This window comes from Pseudomonas sp. PDM32 (assembly GCF_019219225.1).
Taxonomy (GTDB): domain Bacteria; phylum Pseudomonadota; class Gammaproteobacteria; order Pseudomonadales; family Pseudomonadaceae; genus Aquipseudomonas; species Aquipseudomonas laurylsulfatiphila.
On record NZ_JAHUWE010000006.1, the window covers coordinates 232,268 to 257,644 of the forward strand.

A 25,377-nucleotide genomic window follows, 5' to 3' on the forward strand; every position below is an offset into this window, starting at 1 on the left:
TGCGATCTTTTCGCTTCACTGCAATTTCTAGCCCTTGGCCCCGGCCTCCAGCATATTCTCCGGCCTTACCCAGGCATCGAATTCCTCATCGGTCAGATACCCCAACTGCAACGCCGCCTCACGCAAGGTCAACCCTTCGCTGTAGGCCTTCTTGGCGATCTCCGCCGATTTGTCGTAACCAATGTGCGGGTTCAGCGCCGTCACCAGCATCAAGCCACGCTCCAGGTGTTCAGCCATTTTTTCCGCATCCGGCTCCAGGCCGGCCACGCAATGCTGCTGGAAGTTGCTGCAGCCATCACCGAGCAATCGGATCGATTGCAGCAGGTTATGGATGATCACCGGTTTGAACACGTTCAACTGCAAGTGGCCCTGACTGGCCGCAAAGCCGATGGCGACGTCGTTGCCCAGCACCTGGCAGGCCAGCATCGATAACGCTTCGCACTGGGTCGGGTTGACCTTGCCCGGCATGATCGAACTGCCCGGTTCATTGGCCGGCAGCCGGACTTCGGCGAAGCCGGCACGTGGACCGGAGCCCAGCAGGCGCAGGTCGTTGGCGATTTTCATCAGGGTCACGGCGAGGGTTTTCAGTGCGCCGGACAGCGTGGTCAGCGGCTCATGGCCGGCCAGTGCGGCGAATTTGTTTGGCGCGGTGATAAACGGCAAGCCGGAGAGGGCGGCCAGTTCGGCGGCGATGGCTTCACCGAAACCGTGGGGCGAATTCAGCCCGGTACCGACTGCAGTGCCGCCCTGGGCCAGCTCGCAGACCGCGGGCAGTGCGCTGCGGATCGCCCGTTCGGCGTAATCGAGTTGCGCGATGAAGGCCGAGATTTCCTGACCGAAGCTGATCGGTGTCGCATCCATCATGTGGGTGCGACCGGTCTTGACCAGCTTCATATGACGAGCAGCCAGCTCGGCTAGACCGCCGGACAGCTCGCTGATCGCTGGCAGCAAGTGCTGTTGCACCGCCTGGACGGCGGCGATGTGCATGGCGGTGGGGAAGCAGTCGTTGGAGCTCTGGGAGCGATTGACGTGATCGTTGGGGTGCACCGGGGACTTGCCGCCACGGGGGTTGCCAGCCAGCTCGTTGGCACGACCGGCGATCACTTCGTTGACGTTCATGTTGCTCTGGGTGCCGCTGCCGGTCTGCCAGACCACCAGCGGAAACTGCTCGTCGTGCTCGCCGGCGAGCACCTCGTCGGCGGCCTGTTCGATCAGACGGGCGATATCGGCGGGCAGGTCGCCGTTGCGATCATTGACCCGCGCCGCGGCTTTCTTGATCAGCGCCAGGGCATGCAACACCGCCAGCGGCATGCGTTCGTTGCCGATGGCGAAGTTGATCAGCGAGCGTTGCGTCTGAGCACCCCAATAGGCTTCATCCGGGACTTCAACCTGGCCGAGGCTGTCGGTTTCGATACGGCTCATCTTGCTCACTCCTGTAGGTCCGATTGCGCAGTTTAGGCCGTGATCGACGGCCGTGGTTCCATCAGTCTGAATTTGACCATTCAACCCCTCTAAATCAGGTGCGACAAGGCTTGGGGTTGAGCGACACACTTTTTTAGGCGCAGAATGGAGGCCCTTGGGGTCTTACCTCGCCAGCTAGAAAAGGAAACTCGATGACTCGTCTTCGTGCCATCTGTACCGCCGTTGCTTTGGTCTGCGCCAGCGGCCAGGTTCTCGCCGACACCGCCAGCCATAACGCCAGTGCCGAGGCTTTCCTGACCATGGCGCACGCTGACAAACTGGGCACCCCGGTGTACATGCAAGTACAGCAGATGTTTGCCCAGCGTTTCGAACAGACCAAAGCCCCTGAATCGAAAAAAGCCGTACTGGAAACCTACCAGGCCAAGGCTAACGCCGCTCTGGACCAGGCCATTGGCTGGAACAAGCTGAAGCCGGACATGGTCAAGCTGTACACCAGCAACTTCAGCGAATCCGAACTCAAGGACCTTGTTGCGTTCTACCAGTCGCCATTGGGCAAGAAAGTCATGGAAAAAATGCCCCAGCTGACCCAGCAATCGGCCCAGATGACCCAGTCCAAGCTGGAAAGCGCGGTGCCGGTGGTCAACAAGCTGCTGGCCGACATGACGGCCGAGCTGACCCCGAAAGACGCGGCTGCACCCGCCAAGAAAAAGCCTTAAGCGGAGTTCGGTATGACTATGCAACAACGCATCGAATCGACGCTGGCGCTGCTTCAGCCCGAGCATCTGCAAGTGCTGGATGAGAGCCACATGCACAGCCGTGGGCTGCAAACCCATTTCAAGGCCGTGGTGGTCAGCGCGCAGTTCGATGGCCTGAATCGGGTCAAGCGTCACCAGAAAGTCTACGGCACGCTCGGCGAGCTGATGGGCGAGTTCCATGCGTTGGCGCTGCATACCTACACGCCAGAGGAATGGGCACAGATCGACGCGGCTCCGGCCTCGCCGACCTGTGCCGGTGGCAGCAAACATTAAGATCATCAAGATCAAAAGATCGCAGCCTGCGGCAGCCCCTACAGGAAATTGTATTCCCATGTAGGAGCTGCCGCAGGCTGCGATCTTTTTTGTTAGAATGCCCAACGCGCCGCTCACCCGGCGCGTTTTTTTTCGCATCCGGTTCACCCCTTACGAGGGTAGCCACCTGGAGATTTACCCATGACACAACAGATTGTCGTGGCGGCACTGTATAAGTTCGTCACCCTGGAAGATTACGTCGCCCTGCGCGAGCCCCTGCTGCAAGCGATGATCGACAACGGCATCAAAGGCACCCTGCTGATTGCCGAAGAAGGCATCAACGGCACCGTGTCCGGCAGCCGTGAAGGCATCGACGGGCTGATGGCCTGGCTCAAGAACGATCCGCGCATGGACGACATCGACCATAAAGAGTCGTACTGCGACGAGCAGCCGTTCTACCGCACCAAAGTCAAACTCAAGAAAGAAATCGTCACCCTTGGCGTGGAAGGCGTGGACCCGAACAAAAAGGTCGGTACTTACGTCGACCCGCAAGACTGGAACGCGCTGATCAGCGACCCGGAAGTGCTGTTGATCGACACCCGTAACGATTACGAAGTCTCGATAGGCACCTTCGAAGGCGCCATCGACCCGAAAACCACCAGTTTTCGCGAATTTCCCGACTACATCAAAGCCAACTTCGATCCGGCCGTGCACAAGAAGGTCGCGATGTTCTGCACCGGCGGCATCCGTTGCGAGAAGGCGTCGAGCTACATGCTCAGCGAGGGCTTCGGTGAGGTCTACCACCTCAAGGGCGGTATCCTGAAGTACCTCGAAGAGGTGCCGCAGGAAGAAACCAAGTGGCAGGGCGACTGCTTCGTGTTCGACAACCGCGTGACCGTGCGTCACGACCTGAGCGAAGGTGACTACGATCAATGTCATGCCTGTCGCACACCGGTCAGCATCGAAGACCGCGCGTCCGAGCATTACGTGGCCGGCATCAGTTGCCCGCATTGCTGGGATAAGCTGAGTGAGAAGACCCGTCGCAGTGCCATCGACCGGCAGAAGCAGATCGAGCTGGCCAAGGCTCGTAACCAGCCTCACCCGATCGGCTACAACTACAAGCAAGCATCCACCGAGGCCTGAACCATGTCTGCGCGCCTGCTCTATGTGATGGATCCGATGTGTTCCTGGTGCTGGGGGTTCGCCCCGGTGGCCAACGCGCTGGTCGAGCAGGCGCAAGCCGCGGGTGTGGATGTGCATCTGATCGTGGGTGGTTTGCGCACCGGTAGCGGTGCGGCGCTGGAACCGACCACCCGACGCTATATTTTTGAGCATTGGCAGGCGGTCAACGAGGCCACTGGCCAGCCGTTCAAGCTCGACGGCGCGCTGCCCGACGGTTTTGTCTACGATACCGAGCCTGCCTGTCGGGCCTTGGTGACGGCGCGCAGCCTGGCGCCGGATTGCGCGTTGAAACTGCTCGGGCTGATTCAGCACGCATTTTATGCCGAAGGCCGTGATGTCACCCAGGCCGGTGTGTTGGTCGAGTTGGCAGAACAGGCCGGTTTGCCGCGCATCGAGTTTGCAGGTGCTTTCGATCGGGCTGATATGCACGCAGCCACCGCCGCTGACTTCACCTGGGTCCAGGACCTGGGCATCGCCGGATTTCCTACATTGCTCGCTGAGCGCAAGGGTCAATTGGCATTGCTGACCAACGGCTATCAGCCTCTGAGTGTGCTGTCCCCGCTGCTCGGCCGCTGGCTGGAGCGCGCTGCCTGTGCATGACCTGCCCGATGACGTCGCTACCGCTAAACGTGTCGACCGTCTGAGTTGGGCGGAAATCCGTCGTCTGGCCCTGCATCACAAGAAGTCCCTGTGGATCGCCAACGGCGTGGCCGTGCTGGCGACCTTGTGCAGCGTGCCGATTCCCTTGCTCCTGCCATTGCTGGTGGACGAGGTGTTGCTGGGGCACGGTGACGCCGCGCTGAAAATCATGAACCATGCGCTGCCCGAAGGCTGGCAAAAAGCGGCGGGCTACATCGGCCTGATGTTGCTGGTGACCTTGACCCTGCGCTGCACGGCGTTGCTGTTCAACGTGGTGCAGGCGAAATTGTTCGCCGGGTTGGCCAAGGACATCGTCTACCGCATTCGCATACGCCTGATCGAACGGCTCAAGCGTATCTCGCTGGGTGAATACGAAAGCCTGGGCAGCGGCACGGTGACCACGCATCTGGTCACCGATCTGGACACGCTGGACAAATTCGTTGGTGAAACCCTCAGCCGTTTCCTCGTGGCCATGCTGACCCTGGTCGGTACGGCGGGCATTCTGATGTGGATGCACTGGAAGCTGGCATTGCTGATCCTGCTGTTCAACCCGCTGGTGATCTACGCCACGGTGCAGTTGGGCAAACGGGTCAAGCACCTGAAGAAACTCGAGAACGACAGCACTTCGCGCTTTACCCAGGCGCTGACCGAAACCCTGGATGCCATCCAGGAAGTTCGCGCCGGTAACCGTCAGGGTTTTTTCCTCGGTCGCTTGGGGCAACGCGCCCGTGACGTGCGCGACTATGCGGTGAATTCGCAATGGAAAACCGATGCGTCGAACCGGGCCAGCGGTTTGTTGTTCCAGTTCGGCATCGATATTTTCCGCGCAGCGGCCATGCTCACGGTGTTGTTCTCCGACCTGTCCATCGGCCAGATGCTCGCGGTGTTCAGCTACCTGTGGTTCATGATCGGTCCGGTCGAACAGTTGCTGAACCTGCAATATGCCTACTACGCTGCCGGCGGTGCACTGTCGCGGATCAATGAGCTGCTGTCGCGTGATGATGAGCCTGAATACCCGGGCGGCGTCGACCCATTCATCGGGCGCGAGACGGTCGGGCTGGAAGTACAAGGGTTGAGCTTTGGTTATGGCGATGAACTGGTCCTGAACCAGATGAACCTGTCCATCGCCCCCGGCGAAAAGGTCGCGATCGTCGGCGCCAGTGGCGGGGGCAAGAGCACGCTGGTGCAACTGCTGTTGGGCTTGTACACGCCGTCGGCCGGAACCATTCGCTTTGGCGGTTCGACCCAGCAGGAGATCGGCCTGGAAACCGTGCGGGAAAATGTTGCCGTGGTCCTGCAACATCCGGCGCTGTTCAACGACACTATCCGGGCCAACCTGACCATGGGCCGTGAGCGCAGTGACGAGGCTTGCTGGCATGCACTGGAGATCGCCCAATTGCACGGCACGGTGCGGGATTTGCCCAATGGCCTGGACAGCGTCGTCGGGCGCTCCGGCGTGCGTTTGTCCGGCGGACAGCGTCAACGCCTGGCCATCGCCCGGATGGTGCTGGCCGAGCCCAAGGTGGTGATCCTCGACGAAGCCACCTCTGCGCTGGATGCCGCCACCGAATACAACCTGCACCAGGCCCTGGCGCGGTTTCTGAGCAACCGCACCACGTTGATCATTGCCCACCGCCTTTCGGCGGTGAAACAGGCTGATCGTGTGCTGGTGTTCGACGGCGGGCAGATCGCAGAAGATGGCGATCATCAGCAACTGATTGCCGACGGTGGTTTGTACGCCAAGCTATACGGTCACTTGCAGCGGTTGTAGCCGGATGTCATCAATATTATAAAAAAAACATCGTCGCGGCCGAATTCAGTGGCCGCGATACACCCTCCGGGCATAGCTTGTCGCTTGCCGGGATCGGAATCGCAACCTAGTCTAGCGTTAGCGATTTCGTCCGGAAGACGAGCAAGCAGTGCTAATGCAAGGGACCTCATGAATCAAACGCGGACTCTCGGAACGCCACGGTTGTTGGGCATTGTCTGGCCATTTATCGCCGTTGTGTTGTTTCAAGCCTTGCTGGGCGGCGTTAGCCTATATGTGCTGTCGGCTGTTCGCGGCTATGTTGCCGGCGAAAGCCTTTGGTCCAAGGGCCAGAAAGATGCCATCTATTACCTCAACCTTTACGCCGACAGCGGCGACGAAGGGACATTTCATAAGTACCAGAACGCCATTTCCGTGCCCCAAGGCGGGCATGAATTGCGTGTGGCGCTGGATCAGCATCCGCCGAACATCGAAGCGGCGCGCCTGGCGATTCTCAAGGGGGGCAACCACCCGGACGACGTTTCCAGCCTGATCTGGCTGTACCTCAACTTTCGTCACTTCAGTTACCTCGAAAAAGCCATCGACCTGTGGACCGTTGGGGATGCCTATCTGGCCAAGCTCGACGACGTTGCCAGGGACATGCATCAGCACATCAATGCCAGGCCTGCCTCTGTTGCGGATATCCAGCGCTGGAAGGAGCAGATTTTCGCGATCAATGATGAAGTGACTCCGGCTGCGAAAGCCTTCAGTGATGCGCTGGGGGAAGGGTCGCGGGTCATTCTTCGTCTGCTGCTGCTGACTAACCTCGCCACTGCGCTTGGATTGATTGCACTGGCGCTGATGCGCACCCACAAGCTGCTCAAGCAGCGCCATGCCTTCGCCGATGCGCTGCAGCTTGAGAAAGAACGGGCGCAGATCACCCTGCAATCGATTGGCGACGGCGTGATCACCACGGATGTTTCCGGTGCGATTGCCTACATGAATCCGGCGGCCGAGGCATTGACCCACTGGAAGGCCGAGCAGGCGACAGGCTTGCCGCTGGCGGCGCTGTTCAACCTGTTGGACGAAGAGGCCCAGACCGATGGCTTCACCCTTATCGAGCATATTCTCAGCGGCCAGCTCAGTGGCGGCAGCGAGCACTCCAGGCTGATTCAACGCCTGGACGGCAGCACGGTGTCGGTCACGCTGGTGGGCGCGCCCATCCGCAATGCCGGCAAAGTCAGCGGGACGGTGCTGGTGCTGCATGACATGACCCAGGAGCGGCAATACATCGCCAATCTGTCATGGCAGGCGACCCACGATGCCTTGACCGGGCTCGCCAACCGTCGTGAATTCGAATATCGCCTGGAACAGGCGCTGCACAACCTGACCCGCTACTCGGGACGCCATGCCCTGATGTTCCTCGATCTGGATCAGTTCAAACTGGTCAACGATACCTGCGGCCATGCGGCGGGCGACGAACTGTTGCGGCATATCTGCGCCTTGCTGCAATCGGGGCTGCGCGAAGGCGATACCCTGGCGCGCCTTGGCGGCGACGAGTTCGGCATCCTGCTGGAAAACTGCGCGCCGGAAGCGGCGGAGAAAATTGCCGAGAGCCTGCGCCAGACTGTGCAGAATCTGCATTTTGTCTGGAAGGGCCGACCCTTCGTCACCACTGTCAGTATCGGGCTGGTTCATGTCGCGCAGAATCCGACGACGCTCGAAGTCTCTCTGCGTGCTGCTGACATGGCGTGCTACATGGCCAAGGAAAAGGGCCGCAACCGGGTCCAGGTCTATCATCCGGATGACTCGGAGCTGTCCCTGCGTTTCGGCGAAATGGCCTGGGTACAACGTTTGCACATGGCGCTGGAGGAAGACCGCTTCTGCCTGTACGCCCAGGAAATCGTCCCCTTGGGTCATGTCGAGCGGGACGGAGGGCATATTGAAATTCTGCTGCGTTTGCATGATGAAGCCGGGCGGATGATCTTGCCCGATAGCTTCATTCCGGCTGCCGAGCGTTATGGCCTGATGAGCTCGCTTGATCGTTGGGTGGTGCAGAACGTGTTCAAGATCATTGCCCAATGTCGGGCCGAGCAAGGCCAAGGCCCGCTGGCCATGTGTGCGATCAATCTGTCAGGCACGACGATCGGGGATGAAGCGTTCCTGGATTTCCTGCGGGAACAGTTTGTGACGCATTCGATTCCGCCTGAAATGATTTGTTTTGAAATTACTGAAACCAGTGCTATTTCAAATCTTGGCAGTGCCATTAGATTCATTAATGAACTCAAAGGCTTAGGATGCCATTTTTCACTGGACGACTTTTGTGCCGGAATGTCCTCATTCGCGTACCTGAAACATTTGCCTGTAGACTTCTTGAAGATCGACGGGAGTTTCGTAAAGGATATGCTGGACGACCCGATTAACCGCGCCATGGTCGAGGTGATCAATCACATCGGCCATGTCATGGGTAAACGCACGATTGCCGAGTTTGTCGAAACGCCCCAGATCGAGCAGGCATTGCTGGAGATCGGGGTGGATTACGCTCAAGGGTATGTGATTGAGCGCCCGCATCTGTTTACCAGCGATAGCTTGTTGAGTCGTCCTGCCAGGCCCCAGCCGATGTTGTTCAAGGCCCCGGGCACGTTCCGTTGAAATTCCTGCCGGTCTTACAATCACAATCAAAAGGAGCTCGACAGTGATCGACACATTCAACCGAACCGGACCGCTCATGGAAGCTGCAAGTTACCCTGCCTGGGCCCAGCGCCTGATCCAGGATTGCAGCGAGAGCAAGCGCCGGGTTGTCGAACACGAACTGTACCAACGCATGCGAGACAACAAACTCAGTGCGAAGACCATGCGCCAATACCTGATCGGTGGCTGGCCGGTGGTCGAACAGTTCGCGTTGTATATGGCACAAAACCTGACCAAGACCCGCTTCGCCCGTCATCCCGGTGAAGACATGGCCCGTCGCTGGCTGATGCGCAACATTCGCGTCGAATTGAACCACGCCGATTACTGGGTGCACTGGAGTCGCGCGCACGGTGTCAGCCTGGAGGACCTGCAGGCACAGCAGGTTGCACCGGAGCTTCACGCGTTGAGCCATTGGTGCTGGCACACCAGTTCGGCCGACTCGCTGATCGTTGCGATTGCCGCCACCAACTACGCCATCGAAGGAGCCACCGGTGAATGGTCGGCGGTCGTTTGTTCCAACGGTATCTATGCCGCCTCGTTCCCCGAGGAGGATCGCAAGCGGGCGATGAAGTGGCTGAAGATGCATGCCCAGTACGACGATGCCCATCCGTGGGAAGCCCTGGAAATCATCTGTACATTGGCGGGCACCAACCCGAGCAAAGCACTGCAGGTGGAGTTGCGCCAGGCCGTTTGCAAGAGTTACGACTATATGTACCTGTTTCTCGAGCGTTGCATGCAATTGGAGCACGCAGAGCGGGCGCCGGTCGTGCGTGAGCGGATGGCATTGGCCGAAGGCTGATTCAGCTATAACGCAATAAAAACTGTGGGAGCGGGCTTGCTCGCGAAAGCGGAGTGTCAGGCGGCATGGATGTCGCTGATATTCCGCATTCGCGAGCAAGCCCGCACACATTGGTTTGTGTCGTGGCTGAATATCAGCCCGCCATCTCCAGCCGGTTACGCCCTTCGCGTTTGGCCACATATAGCGCGCTGTCTGCCCGTCGCAACAGGCTGTTGGCAGATTCGCCGGGCAACAGGGTCGAACAGCCGAGGCTGACTGTCAGCAAGATCGTCTGCCCTTCGGCTGGGTACTCTTCGGACTGCACCGCAAACCGCAGCCTTTCCCCTACCATGGCCGCGGCTTCGCGGCTGGTATTGGAGAGCAGTATCAGGAACTCTTCACCGCCATAGCGGAACACCATGTCGACGTTGCGCAGCTGGTTTTTGATCGAGGCGGCAACGGCCTTGAGCACGTGATCGCCAGTGCTGTGGCCATGGGTGTCATTGACCAGCTTGAAATGATCGATGTCCAGCATCAACACCGATAACGGTTGCAGATGGCGCCGGGACAGCTCGATTTCCCTCTGCAGCGTCTGGTCCATGGCGATGCGGTTACCGGTGCCCGTCAGCGGGTCGCGCAGTGCGCTCTGGGTGGCAGTACGGTAAAGCAGCGCGTTGCGCATCGGAAACAGCAGCGCGGCCAGCAGCGATTCGAGATTGCCCTGTTCCTGTTCGCTGAAACGTTGATTGCGGCGGAAAATCAGTTCACCCAGGTGTTCGCCATCGTGGCTGAGGTTGTAACTGATGGAATGGTGGCCACGCTGGCCGAATTCCAGGCGCAGATCACTGCTTTTGTGCAGGTAACACAAGGCGTCCAACGGCACCAATCGCTGAATCTCGCGATAGAAAGTCCCAAGAATGCGTTGCGGTTCCAGACTGGTTTGCAGTTGCAGGCCCAGTTGCTGGCGCATTTGCGCAAGGCTGACGGGCCGTTCCAGAAGAGGCGGCTGCTGACCAAAGCCCAGGCGCTGCAATTTGGCGCTATCGAAGTCAATTGCGTTGGTCTGGGAAGGTGGTTTCATTAGGCGTGCGCCCCTGAGCAGTAAGGCTGTCTTACAAGCAGGGTGAGAGCGGCTTAGGGCTGCGCGTCGTACTGGTCCATCAGTCCCGTAGGACATTTCGTACAAGTTTAATCTGCTTTCTGGAAGATGAGTAACGACTGCACTCACGCTTCACCCCGTCTGCTTTCACGTTGCGTGTCTGAGCAAACTTAGAGCGAAAGTCGTGCCATTCGGTTCATCAAAATAAAATTCGTATTAAATCAAATGGTTGTGCTTCGACTGCTACCGGCATGGCGCAGCGTGTGACGGTTGTTTGACAGGTGCCGGGGTGTCTTCGAGTGCCGCGGCGGGAAGCCGGCGCGGCACCGATAAGCGACGTATGGTAGTTATTGGGCGTTGAAGGCCTGACCATTGATACCGGTGCTGTCCGGGCCCATCAGGTACAGGTAGACCGGCATGATCTCCTCGGGCGTCGGGTTGTTCAGCGGGTTTTCCCCCGGGTAGGCCTGGGCGCGCATGCTGGTGCGGGTAGCGCCCGGGTTGATACTGTTGGAGCGTACCGGGGCCACGGTATCGACTTCGTCAGCCAGAGTTTGCATCAGGCCTTCGGTCGCGAATTTGGAGACGCCGTAAGCGCCCCAGTACGCACGCCCTTTGCGGCCGACGCTGCTGGAAGTGAACACCACCGAGGCGTCCTGTGACAGCTTGAGCAACGGCAGCAATGTGCTGGTGAGCATGAACATGGCATTGACGTTGACTTGCATGACCCGCATGAAGTTTTCGCCGGAAAGCTGCTCGATCGGCGTGCGCGGGCCGATGATCGAGGCATTGTGCAGCAGGCCGTCGAGATGCCCGAATTCGCTTTCGATCATCGCCGCCAGCTCATCGTACTGATGGGGCAGGGCGGTTTCGAGGTTGAACGGGATCACTGCCGGTTGTGGATGCCCGGCGGCTTCGATTTCGTCGTAGACCTGGGTCAGGTTGGCTTCGGTCTTGCCCAGCAGCAGCACGGTTGCGCCGTGGGCTGCGTAGGTCTTTGCCGCTGCGGCGCCGATGCCGCGTCCTGCGCCGGTGACCAGAATGACCCGATCCTTGAGCAGTTCGGGGCGGGCGGAATAATCAAACATAAAAAACCTCAACACAATTAATGCGGACACCGAAACCTGTGGCGAGGGAGCTTGCTCCCGCTCGGCTGCGAAGCAGTCGTAAAACCATTCGATGCGGTGTGTCTGACAAAAATGCGGTTGCAGATAAAGGGGCCGCTCCGCGACCCAGCGGGAGCAAGCTCCCTCGCCACAAAATCTGATTCGACTCAGCAGCCACAGAGGGCGCTATCCAAAACCTTGCGCAACTCCAGCGGATGATCGACCACCACGTCCGCACCCCAGTGACGCGGGTTATCGTCAGGGTGGATGTAGCCGAAGGTCACCGCGGCCGTCCTGGTGCCGGCATCACGGCCCGACTCGATGTCGCGCAGGTCATCGCCAACGAACAGCACGCTGGCCGGGTCCAGGTCGAGCATCTTGCAGGCCAGGATCAGCGGCTCCGGATCCGGCTTGCTGTTCTTCACGTGATCCGGGCAGATCAGTAGCGCCGAACGCTCGGACAGCCCCAGTTGTTGCATGATCGGCTCGGCGAAGCGCAATGGCTTGTTGGTGACCACGCCCCAGATCAGGTTGGCTTTCTCGATATCGGCGAGCAACTCGGCCATGCCGTCGAACAGCTTGCTGTGTACCGCACAACCGACGAGGTAGCGCTCCAGGAACTCCAGGCGCAAGGCTTCGAAACCCGGCGATTCCGGATCCATGGCGAAGGTCACGGCGACCATTGCCCTGGCGCCGCCGGAAATCTCGTCGCGGATGTGCTTGTCGTTCATCGGGGGCAAGCCGCGGTCGGCACGCATCGCCTGACAGATCGCAATGAAGTCTGGCGCGGTGTCGAGCAGAGTGCCGTCCATGTCGAAAAGAACTGCTCTGATTCGCATCGGCTTACTCCTCGCGCAGGGTCTGGATCATGTAGTTGACGTCCACATCGGCGGCCAGCTTGTAGTGCTTGGTCAGCGGGTTGTAGGTCAGGCCGATGATGTCCTTGACGGTCAGGCCGGCCATGCGGCTCCAGGCACCGAGTTCGGAAGGGCGGATGAACTTCTTGAAGTCGTGGGTGCCGCGCGGCAGCAGCTTCATGATGTATTCGGCACCGACGATGGCGAACAGGTACGCCTTCGGGTTGCGGTTGATGGTGGAGAAGAACACCTGGCCGCCGGGCTTGACCATTCGGAAGCAGGCGCGGATGACCGACGACGGGTCTGGCACGTGCTCAAGCATTTCCAGACAGGTGACCACGTCGAACTGCTCGGGCATTTCCTCGGCCAGGGCTTCGGCGGTGATCTGCCGGTATTCGACGTTGACGCCCGACTCCAGCTGATGCAACTGGGCAACCGCCAGCGGCGCTTCGCCCATGTCGATACCCATCACGGTTGCGCCGCGCTGGGCCATGGCTTCGCTGAGGATGCCGCCGCCGCAACCTACGTCGAGGACTTTCTTGCCGGCCAGATTGACCCGCTCGTCAATCCAGTTGACCCGCAGCGGGTTGATGTCGTGCAGCGGTTTGAATTCGCTTTCGCGGTCCCACCAGCGATGGGCCAGGGCCTCGAATTTGGCGATTTCGGCGTAGTCGACGTTGCTCATGGTTTAAGTCCTCTGAAACTTGAAAAATCCTGTTGCCCCGGATGTGTTCCGGGGTGCTTACGATTCGGTACGGCCGCTGATGCGCTGGCCCCAGGCCTTCGCGACAGCGCCAAGCTGTTGTTCATCCAGGCGTGTCAGGCGACGGTCGTCGAGCAGTTGCTTGCCGGCCACCCAAAGGTGTTTCACGCAGTCCCGGCCGGTGGCGTATATAAGCTGCGAAACCGGGTCGTAGACCGGTTGCTGGGCCAGGCCGGAGAGGTCGAAAGCCACCATGTCCGCGGCCTTGCCGATTTCCAGCGAGCCGGTTTCGGCTTCGATGCCCAGCGCACGGGCGCCATTGAGGGTGGCCATGCGCAAGGCGCGATGGGCATCCAGCGCGGTGGCCGAGCCGGCGACAGCCTTGGCCAGCAGGGCCGCGGTGCGGGTTTCGCCGAGCAGGTCCAGGTCATTGTTGCTTGCGGCGCCATCGGTGCCGACCGCGACATTGACCCCGGCCTCCCACAAACGCTCGACCGGGCAGAAGCCGCTGGCCAGCTTCAGGTTCGACTCGGGGCAATGAACCACGCTGCTGTTGCTTTCTACCAGCAGCGCCAGGTCTTCTTCGCTGATCTGGGTCATGTGGACTGCCTGGAAGCGCGGCCCGAGCAAGCCCAGGCGCGCCAGGCGGGCCAGCGGGCGCTCACCGCGCTGCTCGACCGATTGCTGCACTTCGAACGCGGTTTCATGCACGTGCATGTGGATCGAGGCGTCCAGTTCCTCGGCGATCACCCGGATTTTTTCCAGGTTTTCGTCGCCCACGGTGTAGGGGGCGTGGGGGCCGAAGGTGATTTTGATGCGCTCGTGGTGCTTGAGATCGCCAAACAGTTCAACGCCCTGACGAATGGCTTCGTCCGCCGTAGCGGCGCCCGGAATAGGGAAATCGAGGATCGGAATCGCGATCTGCGCGCGAATGCCGCTGTTGTGCACGCGCTCGCTGGCAACCTTCGGGAAGAAGTACATGTCAGAGAAGCAGGTGATGCCGCCTTTGATTTGCTCGGCGATGGCAAGGTCGGTGCCGTCGCGAACGAAGTCCTCGTCGACCCACTTGGCTTCGGCGGGCCAGATGTGGTTTTCCAGCCAGGTCATCAATGGCAGGTCATCGGCCAGGCCGCGGAACAGGGTCATCGCCGCGTGCCCGTGGGCATTGATCAGGCCGGGGCTGAGCAGCATGTCGGGCAATTCGCGGATTTCGGTTGCGTTAAGCTTCAGTGCGGCGGAACGTGGGCCGATAAACACGATGCGTCCATCACGGATGCCCACGCCATGTTCCTTGAGGACGACACCAGCGGGTTCGACGGGTACCAGCCAGGTCGGCAGCAATAACAGGTCGAGCGCAGCGGCAGTGTTCGGCATCGAGGGTCGGTTCCAGTGCTTTTGTAAAGGATGGCGAAGTATACCCGAGCGTCTTCGCGGGGGGATCGCTATAATCGGCGGCTTTTGTTCATGAGTGCGGGGTGAGGGATGCGCGATCGACTGTTGGCTGCGGAAAAGGTAAAGGCCATCGATTGGCGTGATGGCGCTCTTCATCTGCTGGATCAGCGTATTTTGCCGTTCGAGGAAAGCTGGATCGCCTACACCAGTGCAGCCGGTGTGGCCGAGGCCATTCGCTCGATGGTGGTGCGTGGCGCGCCGGCCATCGGCATTAGCGCCGCTTATGGCATCGTGCTCGCGGCCCGTGCCCGGATTGCCGAAGGTGGCGACTGGTATGCGGCGCTGGAAGAGGATTTCATGCTGCTGGCCGATTCCCGTCCTACGGCGGTCAACCTGTTCTGGGCGCTGGGCCGCATGCATGACCGGCTTGATCGCCTGAAAGACAATGCCGATCCACTGGAGGTGCTGGAGGCCGAGGCCATTGCCATTCATGAAAGTGATCGAGAAGCCAACTTGACCATGGCGCAACTGGGTGTCGACCTGATCCGCAAGCATCAGGGCAATGCCCAGGCGATCCTGACCCACTGCAACACTGGCGCACTGGCCACGGGCGGCTTTGGCACGGCGCTGGGGGTGATTCGCGCTGCATTCATCGAGGGGATGGTCGAGCAGGTCTATGTCGACGAAACCCGCCCATGGCTGCAGGGCTCGCGGCTGACTGCATGGGAACTGGCCAATGAAGGCATTCCCGTGACCCTCAATGTCGACTCCGCCGCCGCGCATATCATGAAGACCAAAGGCCCCACCTGGGTCATCGTCGGCGCTGACCGGATCACCGCCAATGGCGATGTGGCCAACAAGATCGGCACCTATCAGTTGGCCGTCAACGCCATGCACCACGGCGTGCGCTTCATGGTGGTGGCGCCGAGTTCGACCATCGACATGAACCTGGCCAGTGGCGACGACATTCCGATTGAGGAGCGTGATGGCCGCGAGTTGCTCGAGGTCGGTGGCAAGCGCGTCGGGGCCGATGTCCATGCCTTCAACCCGGTGTTCGACGTGACGCCGGCGGACTTGATCGATGCGATCGTCACCGAAAAAGGCATTGTCGAACGCCCGGATACGGCGAAGATGGCGCAGTTGATGTGCCGCAAGCGTCTGCATTGATTATCGTTGGCGTCTGCACAATCGCTTTCGCGGGCAAGCCCGCTCCCACAGTGTCTTAGGGTGTTCACAAAACCTGTGGGAGCGGGCTTGCCCGCGAAGAGGCCCTGAAAGCCAACAAATCAACCCGAATCGGCCATAAATTCTCCATTCAACACGGCTCTAAGCCCCTCTCGTCCCCTTCAAGCCTGTCACCGGTCAACTAACTACTCTCCATGCGCGTCTGGGGGATAGGTGCGTGGCGGCTCTTGTGATAACATCCGGCGGTTTCCAAGGTTGCCCTGCGGGGTGATCTTTACTGCGCAGATCCATGGCATAACTCGTTGATTTGTCGTAAGCCAATGCATGGCACCGAGCCTGCAGCGGCGAGCTTCGTTGGTCCTGACGAAGTTTCACCAGAAAAAGGAATCAGGCTTCTCATGGGCGAACTGGCCAAAGAAATCCTCCCGGTCAATATCGAAGACGAGCTGAAGCAGTCCTACCTCGACTACGCGATGAGCGTAATTGTCGGGCGGGCACTGCCGGATGCGCGCGATGGCTTGAAGCCCGTGCACCGGCGCGTGCTGTTCGCGATGAGCGAGCTGGGCAACGACTTCAACAAGCCGTACAAGAAATCTGCCCGTGTTGTCGGTGACGTGATCGGTAAGTATCACCCGCACGGTGATACCGCGGTGTACGACACCATCGTTCGGATGGCGCAGCCATTCTCCCTGCGCTACCTGCTGGTAGACGGCCAGGGCAACTTCGGTTCGGTGGACGGCGACAACGCCGCGGCCATGCGATACACCGAAGTGCGCATGACCAAGCTGGCGCACGAGCTGCTGGCCGACCTGCATAAGGAAACCGTGGACTGGGTGCCGAACTACGACGGCACCGAAATGATCCCGGCGGTCATGCCGACCCGTATTCCCAACCTGCTGGTCAACGGCTCCAGCGGTATCGCCGTGGGCATGGCGACCAACATTCCGCCTCACAACCTCGGTGAAGTCATCGACGGTTGCCTGGCGCTCATCGACAATCCCGAGCTGACTGTCGACGAGCTGATGCAGTACATCCCGGGTCCGGACTTCCCGACCGCTGCGATCATCAACGGCCGCGCCGGCATTATCGAAGCCTACCGCACTGGCCGTGGCCGCATTTACATGCGCGCCCGCTCGATGATCGAAGACATCGACAAGGTCGGTGGCCGCCAGCAGATCGTCATCACCGAACTCCCTTACCAGTTGAACAAGGCGCGTCTGATCGAGAAGATCGCCGAGCTGGTAAAAGAGAAGAAGCTCGAAGGCATCACCGAACTGCGCGACGAGTCCGACAAGGACGGTATGCGCGTCGTGATCGAGCTGCGCCGTGGCGAAGTGCCTGAGGTGATCCTCAACAACCTCTACGCCCAGACCCAGCTGCAAGCGGTGTTCGGCATCAACATCGTCGCGCTGATCGACGGCCGTCCGCGGATCCTGAACCTCAAGGACCTGCTGGAAGCCTTCGTTCGTCACCGTCGCGAAGTCGTCACTCGCCGTACCGTGTTCGAACTGCGCAAGGCGCGCGAGCGTGGTCACATCCTTGAAGGTCAAGCGGTTGCCCTGTCGAACATCGATCCGGTCATCGCCCTGATCAAGGCCTCGCCAACGCCGTCGGAAGCCAAGGAAGCGCTGGTCAGCACCCCTTGGGAATCCTCGGCCGTGGTGGCGATGGTCGAGCGTGCCGGTGCCGATTCCTGCCGTCCGGAAAACCTCGATCCGCAATACGGTCTGCGCGACGGCAAGTACTTCCTGTCGCCGGAACAGGCGCAAGCCATTCTGGAACTGCGTCTGCACCGCCTGACCGGTCTGGAACACGAAAAACTGCTGGCCGAGTATCAAGAGATCCTCAACCAGATCGGCGAGCTGATCCGCATCCTCAACAGCGCCACGCGCCTGATGGAAGTGATCCGCGAAGAGCTGGAAGTGATTCGCGCCGAGTACGGCGACGTGCGTCGCACCGAGATCCTTGATGCCCGTCTTGACCTGACCCTGGGCGACATGATCCCGGAAGAAGAGCGCGTCGTGACCATCTCCCACGGCGGCTATGCCAAGACCCAGCCATTGGCTGCGTATCAGGCCCAGCGTCGTGGCGGTAAAGGCAAGTCGGCGACCGGCGTCAAGGATGAGGACTACATCGCTCACCTGCTGGTTGCCAACAGCCACACCACGCTGCTGCTGTTCTCCAGCAAGGGCAAGGTGTACTGGCTAAAGACCTACGAAATCCCTGAAGCATCCCGCGCGGCCCGTGGTCGTCCGCTGGTCAACCTACTGCCGCTGGATGACGGTGAATACATCACCACCATGCTGCCGGTCGAGGAATACACCGAAGGTCACTATATCTTCATGGCCACCGCCAACGGCACCGTGAAGAAGACCCCGCTGGAATCCTTCAGCCGTCAGCGCAGCGTCGGCTTGATCGCACTGGAACTGGATGAAGGTGACGTGCTGATTTCTGCCGCCATTACCGATGGCGAGCGTGAAGTGATGCTGTTCTCCGACGGCGGCAAGGTCACTCGCTTCAAGGAATCCGACGTTCGCGCCATGGGCCGTACCGCCCGCGGTGTGCGCGGCATGCGTCTGCCGGAAGGCCAGAAGCTGATTTCCATGCTGATCCCGGAAGAAGGCAGCCAGATCCTCACCGCTTCCGAGCGTGGTTTCGGCAAGCGCACGGCGATCACCGAGTTCCCTGAGTACAAGCGTGGCGGTCAGGGCGTTATCGCCATGGTCAGCAACGAGCGTAACGGCCGCCTGGTTGGCGCCGTCCAGGTGCTCGACGGCGAGGAAATCATGCTGATTTCCGACCAGGGCACCCTGGTTCGTACCCGTGTCGACGAAGTGTCCAGCCTGGGTCGTAACACCCAGGGCGTGACCCTGATCAAGCTGGCCAAGGATGAAACCCTGGTCGGACTGGAGCGGGTTCAGGAACCTTCGGAAATCGAAGGTGAAGAACTGGAGGGTGAAGAGGGTGCGGTGTTCGATGGTGAAGTCGTGATCGACGATGCCGTTGAAGACCAGCAACTCGACGCCGCTGCTGACGAAGAGCCACAGGAATAAGCGGGTAAGCAGGGGGCGGATGAAAATTCGCCCCCTTGTTGTTTGAATTGTCGAATTGTTCTCATGTAGGAGCTGTCGAGCGAAGCGAGGCTGCGATCTTTTGATCTTGCCTTCAGGAATAAAGATCAAAAGATCGCAGCCTCGCTTCGCTCGACAGCTCCTACAGATCAAATAGATTGATTGAAATCAGAGCGAGATTGGATGTGAGCAAGAGAGCCTATAACTTCTGTGCCGGTCCTGCGGCGCTTCCCGAAGCTGTCCTGCAGCGCGCCCAGGGTGAACTCCTCGACTGGCACGGCAAGGGTCTGTCGGTCATGGAAATGAGCCATCGCAGTGATGAGTTCGTGTCCATCGCCACCAAGGCCGAGCAGGATCTGCGTGATCTGCTGAATATCCCCTCGAACTATAAAGTGCTGTTCCTGCAAGGTGGCGCGAGCCAGCAATTCGCGCAGATTCCTCTGAACCTGCTGCCGGAAAACGGCTCGGCCGACTATATCGACACCGGTATCTGGTCGCAGAAAGCCATCGAAGAAGCTTCGCGCTACGGCCACGTCAACGTTGCCGGCACCGCCAAGCCCTACGACTATTTCGCCATTCCCGGTCAGAACGAGTGGAAACTGTCGAAAGACGCGGCCTACGTTCACTACGCGCCGAACGAAACCATCGGTGGCCTGGAGTTTCAGTGGATTCCGGAAACCGGTGACGTTCCGCTGGTGGCCGACATGTCTTCGGACATCCTGTCGCGCCCGGTGGATGTGTCGCGTTTCGGCATGATCTACGCCGGTGCCCAGAAAAACATCGGCCCGAGCGGTATCGTCGTCAACATCGTTCGCGAAGACCTGCTCGGCAAGGCCCGCTCCCTGTGCCCGACCATGCTCAACTACAAGGTCGCGGCCGACAACGGCTCGATGTACAACACCCCGCCGACCCTGGCCTGGTACTTGTCCGGCCTGGTGTTCGAGTGGCTGAAAGAGCAGGGCGGCGTCGAGGCCATCGGCAAGCTGAACGAAGTCAAGCAGCGCACGCTGTACAGCTTCATCGATGCCAGCGGCCTGTACAGCAACCCGATCAACAAGTCGGATCGCTCGTGGATGAACGTGCCGTTCCGCCTGGCTGACGATCGTCTGGACAAACCGTTCCTGGCCGGTGCCGACGAGCGCGGCCTGTTGAACCTCAAGGGCCACCGTTCCGTGGGCGGCATGCGCGCCTCCATCTATAACGCCGTCGACATCAACGCCGTCAACGCGCTGGTTTCGTACATGGCAGAGTTCGAGAAGGAACACGGCTAATGTCTGAGCAAGAACTCAAGGCACTGCGCCTGCGCATTGATGCCCTGGACGAAAAGGTCCTGGAGCTGATCAGTGAACGTGCGCGCTGCGCCCAGGAAGTCGCGCGAGTAAAGATGGCCTCGCTGGCCGAAGGCGAAGTGCCGGTGTTCTATCGTCCTGAGCGTGAGGCTCAGGTGCTCAAGCGTGTCATGGAGCGTAACCAGGGGCCACTGGGCAACGAAGAGATGGCGCGGCTGTTCCGCGAAATCATGTCTTCCTGTCTGGCACTCGAGCAGCCGTTGAAGGTGGCTTATCTTGGCCCTGAGGGTACCTTCACCCAGGCGGCGGCCATGAAGCACTTCGGTCATGCGGTGATTAGCAAGCCGATGGCGGCGATCGACGAAGTCTTCCGTGAAGTGGCGGCCGGGGCGGTGAACTTTGGCGTGGTGCCAGTGGAAAACTCCACCGAAGGCGCGGTCAACCACACCCTCGACAGCTTCCTCGAACATGACATGGTGATCTGCGGCGAAGTCGAGCTGCGTATCCACCATCACTTGCTGGTTGGTGAAAACACCAAGACCGACAGCATCAGTCGCATCTACTCCCACGCCCAGTCCCTGGCCCAGTGCCGCAAGTGGCTGGACGCCCATTACCCGAATGTCGAGCGCGTGGCGGTGTCCAGCAACGCCGAAGCGGCCAAACGGGTCAAGGGCGAGTGGAACTCGGCGGCGATTGCCGGTGACATGGCGGCCGGCCTGTACGGCTTGACCCGTCTGGCCGAAAAAATCGAGGACCGCCCGGATAACTCCACGCGCTTCCTCATGATCGGTAACCAGGAAGTGCCGCCGACCGGTGACGACAAGACCTCGATCATCGTCTCGATGAGCAACAAGCCGGGTGCACTTCATGAGTTGCTGGTGCCGTTCCACGACAACGGCATCGACCTGACGCGTATCGAGACCCGTCCGTCGCGCAGCGGCAAATGGACCTACGTGTTCTTCATCGATTTTGTCGGCCACCACCGCGATCCGCTGGTAAAAGGTGTGCTGGAAAAAATCAGTCAGGAAGCAGTGGCACTCAAAGTGCTGGGTTCCTACCCGAAAGCAGTTCTCTAAAGGCGGTAGCAAATGAGTGGCAATTTCCTCGCTCTGGCACAGCCGGGCGTGCAACAACTTTCGCCTTACGTTCCGGGTAAGCCCGTGGACGAACTGGCTCGCGAGCTGGACCTCGATCCAGCCAGCATCATCAAACTGGCGAGCAACGAAAACCCGCTGGGCCCCGGCCCCAAGGCGCTGGCGGCCATCCGTGATGCGCTGGCCGAGCTGACCCGTTATCCGGACGGCAACGGCTTTGCCCTCAAGAGCCTGTTGGCCGAGCAGTGCCGAGTCGAGCTTGATCAGGTTACGCTGGGCAATGGATCCAACGACATTCTGGAACTGGTCGCGCGTGCCTATCTGGCACCGGGCCTGAATGCCGTGTTCAGTGAGCATGCGTTCGCTGTCTATCCGATTGCCACTCAGGCGGTCGGTGCGCAGGCCAAGGTGGTTCCGGCCAGGGATTGGGGGCATGACCTGCCTGCAATGCTGGCAGCCATCGATGCCAATACCCGTGTGGTCTTCATCGCCAACCCGAACAACCCGACCGGGACCTGGTTCGACGCCGAGGCGCTGGATGAATTCCTGCAGGATGTCCCGGAGCATGTGCTGGTCGTGCTGGACGAGGCCTATATCGAGTACGCCGAAGGCAGCGATCTGCCGGATGGCCTGGACTTCCTCGCGGCTTATCCGAACCTGCTGGTGTCCCGCACCTTCTCCAAGGCCTATGGCCTGGCAGCGCTGCGCGTGGGTTATGGCTTGTCCACGGCGGTAGTCGCAGACGTGTTGAACCGTGTGCGCCAGCCATTCAACGTCAACAGCCTGGCTCTGGCCGCGGCCTGTGCGGCGTTGAAGGACGACGAGTATCTGGCGCAAAGCCGTCAGTTGAACGAGTCCGGCATGCAGCAGCTGGAAGCCGGTTTCCGTGAATTGGGGCTGAGCTGGATTCCATCCAAGGGCAATTTCATCTGCGTCGATCTCGGTCAAGTCGCGGCTCCGGTGTTCCAGGGCTTGCTGCGTGAAGGTGTGATCGTGCGCCCGGTGGCCAACTACGGCATGCCGAATCACCTGCGCGTCACCATTGGTCTGCCGGCAGAGAACAGCCGCTTCCTGGATGCGCTGACCAAGGTTCTGGCTCGTGGTTGATGTCACTGCACTGCAATCTGCCGAACCTATGATCGGTCGCCTGGTGGTGGTTGGTCTGGGGTTGATCGGCGGTTCGTTTGCCAAGGGGTTGCGCGAAAGCGGGATGTGTCGCGAAGTGGTCGGGGTCGATCTCGATCCACAATCGCGCAAGCTCGCGGTCGAGTTGGGGGTGGTGGATCGCTGCGAAGAAGACCTGGGCGTTGCTTGTCAGGGCGCCGACGTCATTCAGCTGGCGGTGCCGATCCTGGCCATGGAGAAAGTGCTTGCGCGTCTGGCTGGCATGGACCTGGGGCAGGCGATCCTGACCGATGTCGGTAGTGCCAAGGGCAATGTGGTGCGCGCTGCCACTGAAGCATTCGGCACGATGCCGCCATGCTTCGTGCCGGGGCATCCGATTGCCGGTTCCGAGCAGAGTGGGGTCGAGGCCTCCAACGCCGAACTGTTCCGTCGGCACAAGGTGATCCTGACGCCGCTGGATCAGACCGATCCGGCTGCCTTGGCAGTGGTCGACCGTTTGTGGCGCGCGCTGGGTGCCGATGTCGAGCACATGCAGGTCGAGCGTCACGACGAAGTATTGGCCGCGACCAGTCATCTGCCGCACTTGCTGGCGTTCGGTCTGGTCGATTCGTTGGCCAAGCGCAATGAAAATCTTGAGATCTTCCGTTACGCTGCGGGCGGTTTCCGCGATTTCACAAGAATCGCCGGTAGCGACCCGGTCATGTGGCACGACATCTTCCTCGCCAACCGCGAAGCTGTCCTGCGCACACTCGATACATTTCGCAGCGATCTCGACGCCTTGCGCGACGCGGTCGATGCAGGGGATGGGCACCAATTGTTGGGCGTTTTCACTCGCGCCCGGGTTGCCCGCGAGCATTTCAGTAAAATCCTGGCCCGCAGGGCCTATGTGGACGCTATGAATTCCAACGATCTGATTTTCCTGGCTCAACCTGGTGGCCGCCTGTCCGGTCGGATTCGCGTACCAGGTGACAAATCGATTTCCCACCGTTCGATCATGCTCGGTTCCCTCGCTGAGGGCGTCACCGAAGTCGAAGGCTTCCTCGAGGGTGAAGATGCCCTGGCGACCTTGCAGGCGTTCCGTGACATGGGCGTGGTCATCGAAGGTCCGCACCACGGGCGCGTGACCATTCACGGCGTTGGCCTGCACGGCCTGAAGCCGGCGCCGGGCCCGATCTACCTGGGCAATTCCGGTACGTCGATGCGCCTGCTGTCCGGCCTGCTGGCCGCGCAGGACTTCGACAGCACCCTGACCGGCGACGCCTCGCTGTCCAAGCGCCCGATGAATCGCGTGGCCAACCCGCTGCGTGAAATGGGCGCGGTGATCGAGACCGCCGCCGAAGGTCGTCCACCGATGACCATCCGTGGTGGCAACAAGCTCAAGGGCCTGACCTACACCATGCCGATGGCCAGCGCCCAGGTTAAGTCCTGCCTGTTGCTGGCCGGTCTGTATGCCGAAGGCAAGACCACCGTGACCGAGCCGGCTCCGACCCGCGACCATACCGAGCGCATGCTGCGCGGTTTCGGCTACCCGGTGAGCGTTGACGGGGCCACGGCATCGGTTGAGTCCGGCGGCAAGCTGGCCGCGACCCACATCGAAGTGCCGGGCGACATTTCGTCGTCGGCGTTTTTCCTGGTGGCTGCATCGATCGCCGAAGGTTCGGACCTGGTGCTCGAGCATGTCGGCATCAATCCGACCCGTACCGGTGTGATCGACATCCTGCGCCTGATGGGCGCGGACATCACTCTGGAAAACCAGCGTGAAGTCGGCGGCGAACCTGTGGCTGACCTGCGTGTGCGGGCAGCTAAACTCAAAGGTATCGAGATTCCCGAAGAGTTGGTCCCGTTGGCCATCGACGAATTCCCGGTGCTGTTCGTGGCCGCTGCCTGTGCCGAAGGGCGCACGGTGCTGACCGGCGCCGAAGAGCTGCGGGTCAAGGAATCGGATCGCATCCAGGTCATGGCGGATGGTCTGCTGGCACTGGGCGTCAAATGCGAACCGACCCCGGACGGCATCATCATCGACGGCGGCCAGATCGGCGGCGGTGAAGTGCACGGTCATGGTGATCACCGTATCGCCATGGCGTTCAGCGTTGCTTCGCTGCGCGCCAGTGCACCGATCCGCATTCATGATTGCGCCAACGTCGCGACGTCGTTCCCGAACTTCCTGGCGCTGTGCGCGCAGGTCGGCATTCGTGTGGCACAAGAGGCGCAGTCGTGAACAACATTGCACCGGTCATCACCATCGACGGGCCAAGCGGTTCGGGCAAGGGCACGGTAGCCGGGATTCTGGCCAAGCGCCTGGGCTGGAACCTGCTGGACTCCGGTGCGCTGTACCGCCTGCTGGCTTTCGCCGCGCACAACCATGGTGTCGACCTGACCAACGAAGAGCTGCTGAAGAAACTTGCCGCTCATCTGGACGTGCAGTTCATCGCGGCGACGGACGGTCAGTTGCAACGCATCATTCTGGAAGGTGATGAAGTCAGCGATGTCATTCGCACCGAAAGCGTCGGTTCCGGCGCTTCCCAGGTCGCTGCGTTGCCCGCTGTACGCGAGGCGCTGCTGCAGCGCCAGCGTGCTTTTCAGGAAGCGCCGGGCTTGGTGGCGGATGGGCGCGACATGGGAACGGTGGTTTTTCCTGATGCGCCGCTGAAGATTTTTCTGACCGCCAGTGCCGAGGAGAGGGCGCGCCGCCGATATTTGCAGTTGAAGGGCAAAGTCGAGGGTGTTAGTCTGTCGAGTCTGCTAGATGAGATACGTGCGCGCGATGAGCGTGACACCCAGCGAGCGGTAGCCCCGCTCAAACCGGCGGCTGACGCCATACAGCTGGATTCCACGGAATTGTCCATCGATCAGGTGCTGGAACGCATCATGAGCGAGATCGCCATACGCGATATCGCCGGGTGACCAAGAGGGCCGCAGGGGACCAGTCATAGTCCTGCGGTGGCTTCTTTTAAATGAAACTAACCCACACCGTCTGGGGTGTGGAGATG

20 protein-coding genes are annotated in these 25,377 nt (G+C 60.3%); 14 read left to right on the forward strand and 6 right to left on the reverse strand.

Annotation, left to right across the window (positions count from 1 at the left end):
* Positions 1 to 27: 27 nt before the first annotated feature.
* Entirely contained in the window at positions 28 to 1,422 is a 1,395-nt protein-coding gene (locus KW846_RS13665; protein WP_218482782.1) for a class II fumarate hydratase, read from the reverse strand.
* A gap of 191 nt (positions 1,423 to 1,613) precedes the next feature.
* On the opposite strand from KW846_RS13665, the gene KW846_RS13670 reads away from it, so the two are divergent.
* The 7 genes from KW846_RS13670 to KW846_RS13700 all read left to right on the forward strand — a co-directional run bounded on the left by KW846_RS13670 (position 1,614) and on the right by KW846_RS13700 (position 9,487).
* Entirely contained in the window at positions 1,614 to 2,138 is a 525-nt protein-coding gene (locus tag KW846_RS13670) for a DUF2059 domain-containing protein (RefSeq protein WP_007973670.1), read from the forward strand.
* 12 nt (positions 2,139 to 2,150) lie between these two features.
* Entirely contained in the window at positions 2,151 to 2,450 is a 300-nt protein-coding gene (locus KW846_RS13675) for a BolA family transcriptional regulator (protein ID WP_007973667.1), read from the forward strand.
* 180 nt (positions 2,451 to 2,630) lie between these two features.
* Positions 2,631 to 3,572, forward strand: coding sequence for a rhodanese-related sulfurtransferase (locus KW846_RS13680; RefSeq protein WP_007973664.1), 942 nt, complete (start codon positions 2,631 to 2,633; stop codon positions 3,570 to 3,572).
* 3 nt (positions 3,573 to 3,575) lie between these two features.
* On the forward strand, positions 3,576 to 4,211 hold the full coding sequence (locus KW846_RS13685) for a DsbA family protein (protein ID WP_218482784.1): 636 nt from the start codon (positions 3,576 to 3,578) through the stop codon (positions 4,209 to 4,211).
* Positions 4,204 to 6,021 carry an ABC transporter ATP-binding protein gene (locus KW846_RS13690; protein ID WP_218479641.1) on the forward strand — a complete coding sequence of 606 codons (1,818 nt, stop codon included), beginning with the start codon at positions 4,204 to 4,206 and terminating at the stop codon, positions 6,019 to 6,021. The genes KW846_RS13685 and KW846_RS13690 overlap by 8 nt, the downstream gene beginning before the upstream one ends.
* Before the next feature lie 168 nt (positions 6,022 to 6,189).
* Positions 6,190 to 8,649, forward strand: a complete 2,460-nt coding sequence (locus KW846_RS13695; RefSeq protein WP_116580018.1) for an EAL domain-containing protein — start codon at positions 6,190 to 6,192, stop codon at positions 8,647 to 8,649.
* A 76-nt stretch (positions 8,650 to 8,725) separates the two neighbouring features.
* Positions 8,726 to 9,487, forward strand: coding sequence for a TenA family transcriptional regulator (locus KW846_RS13700; protein WP_256356713.1), 762 nt, complete (start codon positions 8,726 to 8,728; stop codon positions 9,485 to 9,487).
* 133 nt (positions 9,488 to 9,620) lie between these two features.
* Here KW846_RS13700 and KW846_RS13705 read toward each other — a convergent pair whose 3' ends face one another.
* From KW846_RS13705 to KW846_RS13725, 5 genes are all read right to left on the reverse strand, one after another.
* A complete protein-coding gene (locus tag KW846_RS13705) occupies positions 9,621 to 10,547 on the reverse strand; it encodes a GGDEF domain-containing protein (protein ID WP_218482786.1) in 927 nt (308 codons plus the stop codon).
* A 365-nt stretch (positions 10,548 to 10,912) separates the two neighbouring features.
* On the reverse strand, positions 10,913 to 11,653 hold the full coding sequence (locus tag KW846_RS13710; RefSeq protein WP_007999919.1) for a YciK family oxidoreductase: 741 nt from the start codon (positions 11,651 to 11,653) through the stop codon (positions 10,913 to 10,915).
* Between the two features lie 185 nt (positions 11,654 to 11,838).
* Positions 11,839 to 12,510 carry an N-acetylmuramic acid 6-phosphate phosphatase MupP gene (gene mupP / locus KW846_RS13715; protein ID WP_116580021.1) on the reverse strand — a complete coding sequence of 224 codons (672 nt, stop codon included), beginning with the start codon at positions 12,508 to 12,510 and terminating at the stop codon, positions 11,839 to 11,841.
* Between the two features lie 4 nt (positions 12,511 to 12,514).
* A complete protein-coding gene (ubiG, locus tag KW846_RS13720; protein ID WP_007985381.1) occupies positions 12,515 to 13,213 on the reverse strand; it encodes a bifunctional 2-polyprenyl-6-hydroxyphenol methylase/3-demethylubiquinol 3-O-methyltransferase UbiG in 699 nt (232 codons plus the stop codon).
* Positions 13,214 to 13,270: 57 nt separating this feature from the next.
* The gene (locus tag KW846_RS13725) at positions 13,271 to 14,605 is read right to left on the reverse strand and encodes a TRZ/ATZ family hydrolase (protein ID WP_218482787.1); all 1,335 of its coding nucleotides are present in this window, start codon (positions 14,603 to 14,605) and stop codon (positions 13,271 to 13,273) included.
* A gap of 108 nt (positions 14,606 to 14,713) precedes the next feature.
* Between KW846_RS13725 and mtnA the strand changes: the two genes are divergently transcribed.
* The 7 genes from mtnA to cmk all read left to right on the forward strand — a co-directional run bounded on the left by mtnA (position 14,714) and on the right by cmk (position 25,291).
* Positions 14,714 to 15,790, forward strand: coding sequence for an S-methyl-5-thioribose-1-phosphate isomerase (gene mtnA / locus KW846_RS13730; RefSeq protein ID WP_218482789.1), 1,077 nt, complete (start codon positions 14,714 to 14,716; stop codon positions 15,788 to 15,790).
* A gap of 416 nt (positions 15,791 to 16,206) precedes the next feature.
* Complete coding sequence (gyrA, locus tag KW846_RS13735) at positions 16,207 to 18,861, forward strand: DNA gyrase subunit A (RefSeq protein WP_007973648.1); 2,655 nt, start codon at positions 16,207 to 16,209, stop codon at positions 18,859 to 18,861.
* A gap of 203 nt (positions 18,862 to 19,064) precedes the next feature.
* Positions 19,065 to 20,150, forward strand: coding sequence for a 3-phosphoserine/phosphohydroxythreonine transaminase (gene serC / locus KW846_RS13740; RefSeq protein ID WP_007973646.1), 1,086 nt, complete (start codon positions 19,065 to 19,067; stop codon positions 20,148 to 20,150).
* Positions 20,150 to 21,244: a prephenate dehydratase gene (gene pheA / locus KW846_RS13745; RefSeq protein WP_007939916.1), complete on the forward strand. Its 1,095-nt coding sequence runs from the start codon at positions 20,150 to 20,152 to the stop codon at positions 21,242 to 21,244. Before serC ends, pheA begins: the two co-directional genes overlap by 1 nt.
* 12 nt (positions 21,245 to 21,256) lie before the next feature.
* Positions 21,257 to 22,369 (forward strand): histidinol-phosphate transaminase, encoded by a 1,113-nt coding sequence (hisC, locus tag KW846_RS13750; RefSeq protein ID WP_007973644.1) that lies wholly within the window; start codon positions 21,257 to 21,259, stop codon positions 22,367 to 22,369.
* 28 nt (positions 22,370 to 22,397) lie between these two features.
* Positions 22,398 to 24,605, forward strand: a complete 2,208-nt coding sequence (locus KW846_RS13755) for a bifunctional prephenate dehydrogenase/3-phosphoshikimate 1-carboxyvinyltransferase (protein WP_256356734.1) — start codon at positions 22,398 to 22,400, stop codon at positions 24,603 to 24,605.
* Positions 24,602 to 25,291 (forward strand): (d)CMP kinase, encoded by a 690-nt coding sequence (cmk, locus tag KW846_RS13760; protein ID WP_007973641.1) that lies wholly within the window; start codon positions 24,602 to 24,604, stop codon positions 25,289 to 25,291. The genes KW846_RS13755 and cmk overlap by 4 nt, the downstream gene beginning before the upstream one ends.
* The last annotated feature ends 86 nt before the right edge of the window (positions 25,292 to 25,377 follow it).

Coding starts and splice junctions, on each gene's coding strand:
- KW846_RS13700 (WP_256356713.1), top strand. CDS start 8,726: ATGGAAGCTGCAAGTTACCCTGCCTGGGCCCAGCGCCTGATCCAGGAT.
- hisC (WP_007973644.1), top strand. CDS start 21,257: ATGAGTGGCAATTTCCTCGCTCTGGCACAGCCGGGCGTGCAACAACTT.
- ubiG (WP_007985381.1), bottom strand. CDS start 13,213: ATGAGCAACGTCGACTACGCCGAAATCGCCAAATTCGAGGCCCTGGCC.
- mtnA (WP_218482789.1), top strand. CDS start 14,714: ATGCGCGATCGACTGTTGGCTGCGGAAAAGGTAAAGGCCATCGATTGG.
- KW846_RS13705 (WP_218482786.1), bottom strand. CDS start 10,547: ATGAAACCACCTTCCCAGACCAACGCAATTGACTTCGATAGCGCCAAA.
- KW846_RS13675 (WP_007973667.1), top strand. CDS start 2,151: ATGACTATGCAACAACGCATCGAATCGACGCTGGCGCTGCTTCAGCCC.
- pheA (WP_007939916.1), top strand. CDS start 20,150: ATGTCTGAGCAAGAACTCAAGGCACTGCGCCTGCGCATTGATGCCCTG.
- KW846_RS13725 (WP_218482787.1), bottom strand. CDS start 14,605: ATGCCGAACACTGCCGCTGCGCTCGACCTGTTATTGCTGCCGACCTGG.
- KW846_RS13665 (WP_218482782.1), bottom strand. CDS start 1,422: ATGAGCCGTATCGAAACCGACAGCCTCGGCCAGGTTGAAGTCCCGGAT.
- KW846_RS13680 (WP_007973664.1), top strand. CDS start 2,631: ATGACACAACAGATTGTCGTGGCGGCACTGTATAAGTTCGTCACCCTG.
- mupP (WP_116580021.1), bottom strand. CDS start 12,510: ATGCGAATCAGAGCAGTTCTTTTCGACATGGACGGCACTCTGCTCGAC.
- KW846_RS13755 (WP_256356734.1), top strand. CDS start 22,398: ATGATCGGTCGCCTGGTGGTGGTTGGTCTGGGGTTGATCGGCGGTTCG.
- KW846_RS13695 (WP_116580018.1), top strand. CDS start 6,190: ATGAATCAAACGCGGACTCTCGGAACGCCACGGTTGTTGGGCATTGTC.
- KW846_RS13685 (WP_218482784.1), top strand. CDS start 3,576: ATGTCTGCGCGCCTGCTCTATGTGATGGATCCGATGTGTTCCTGGTGC.
- gyrA (WP_007973648.1), top strand. CDS start 16,207: ATGGGCGAACTGGCCAAAGAAATCCTCCCGGTCAATATCGAAGACGAG.
- KW846_RS13710 (WP_007999919.1), bottom strand. CDS start 11,653: ATGTTTGATTATTCCGCCCGCCCCGAACTGCTCAAGGATCGGGTCATT.
- KW846_RS13670 (WP_007973670.1), top strand. CDS start 1,614: ATGACTCGTCTTCGTGCCATCTGTACCGCCGTTGCTTTGGTCTGCGCC.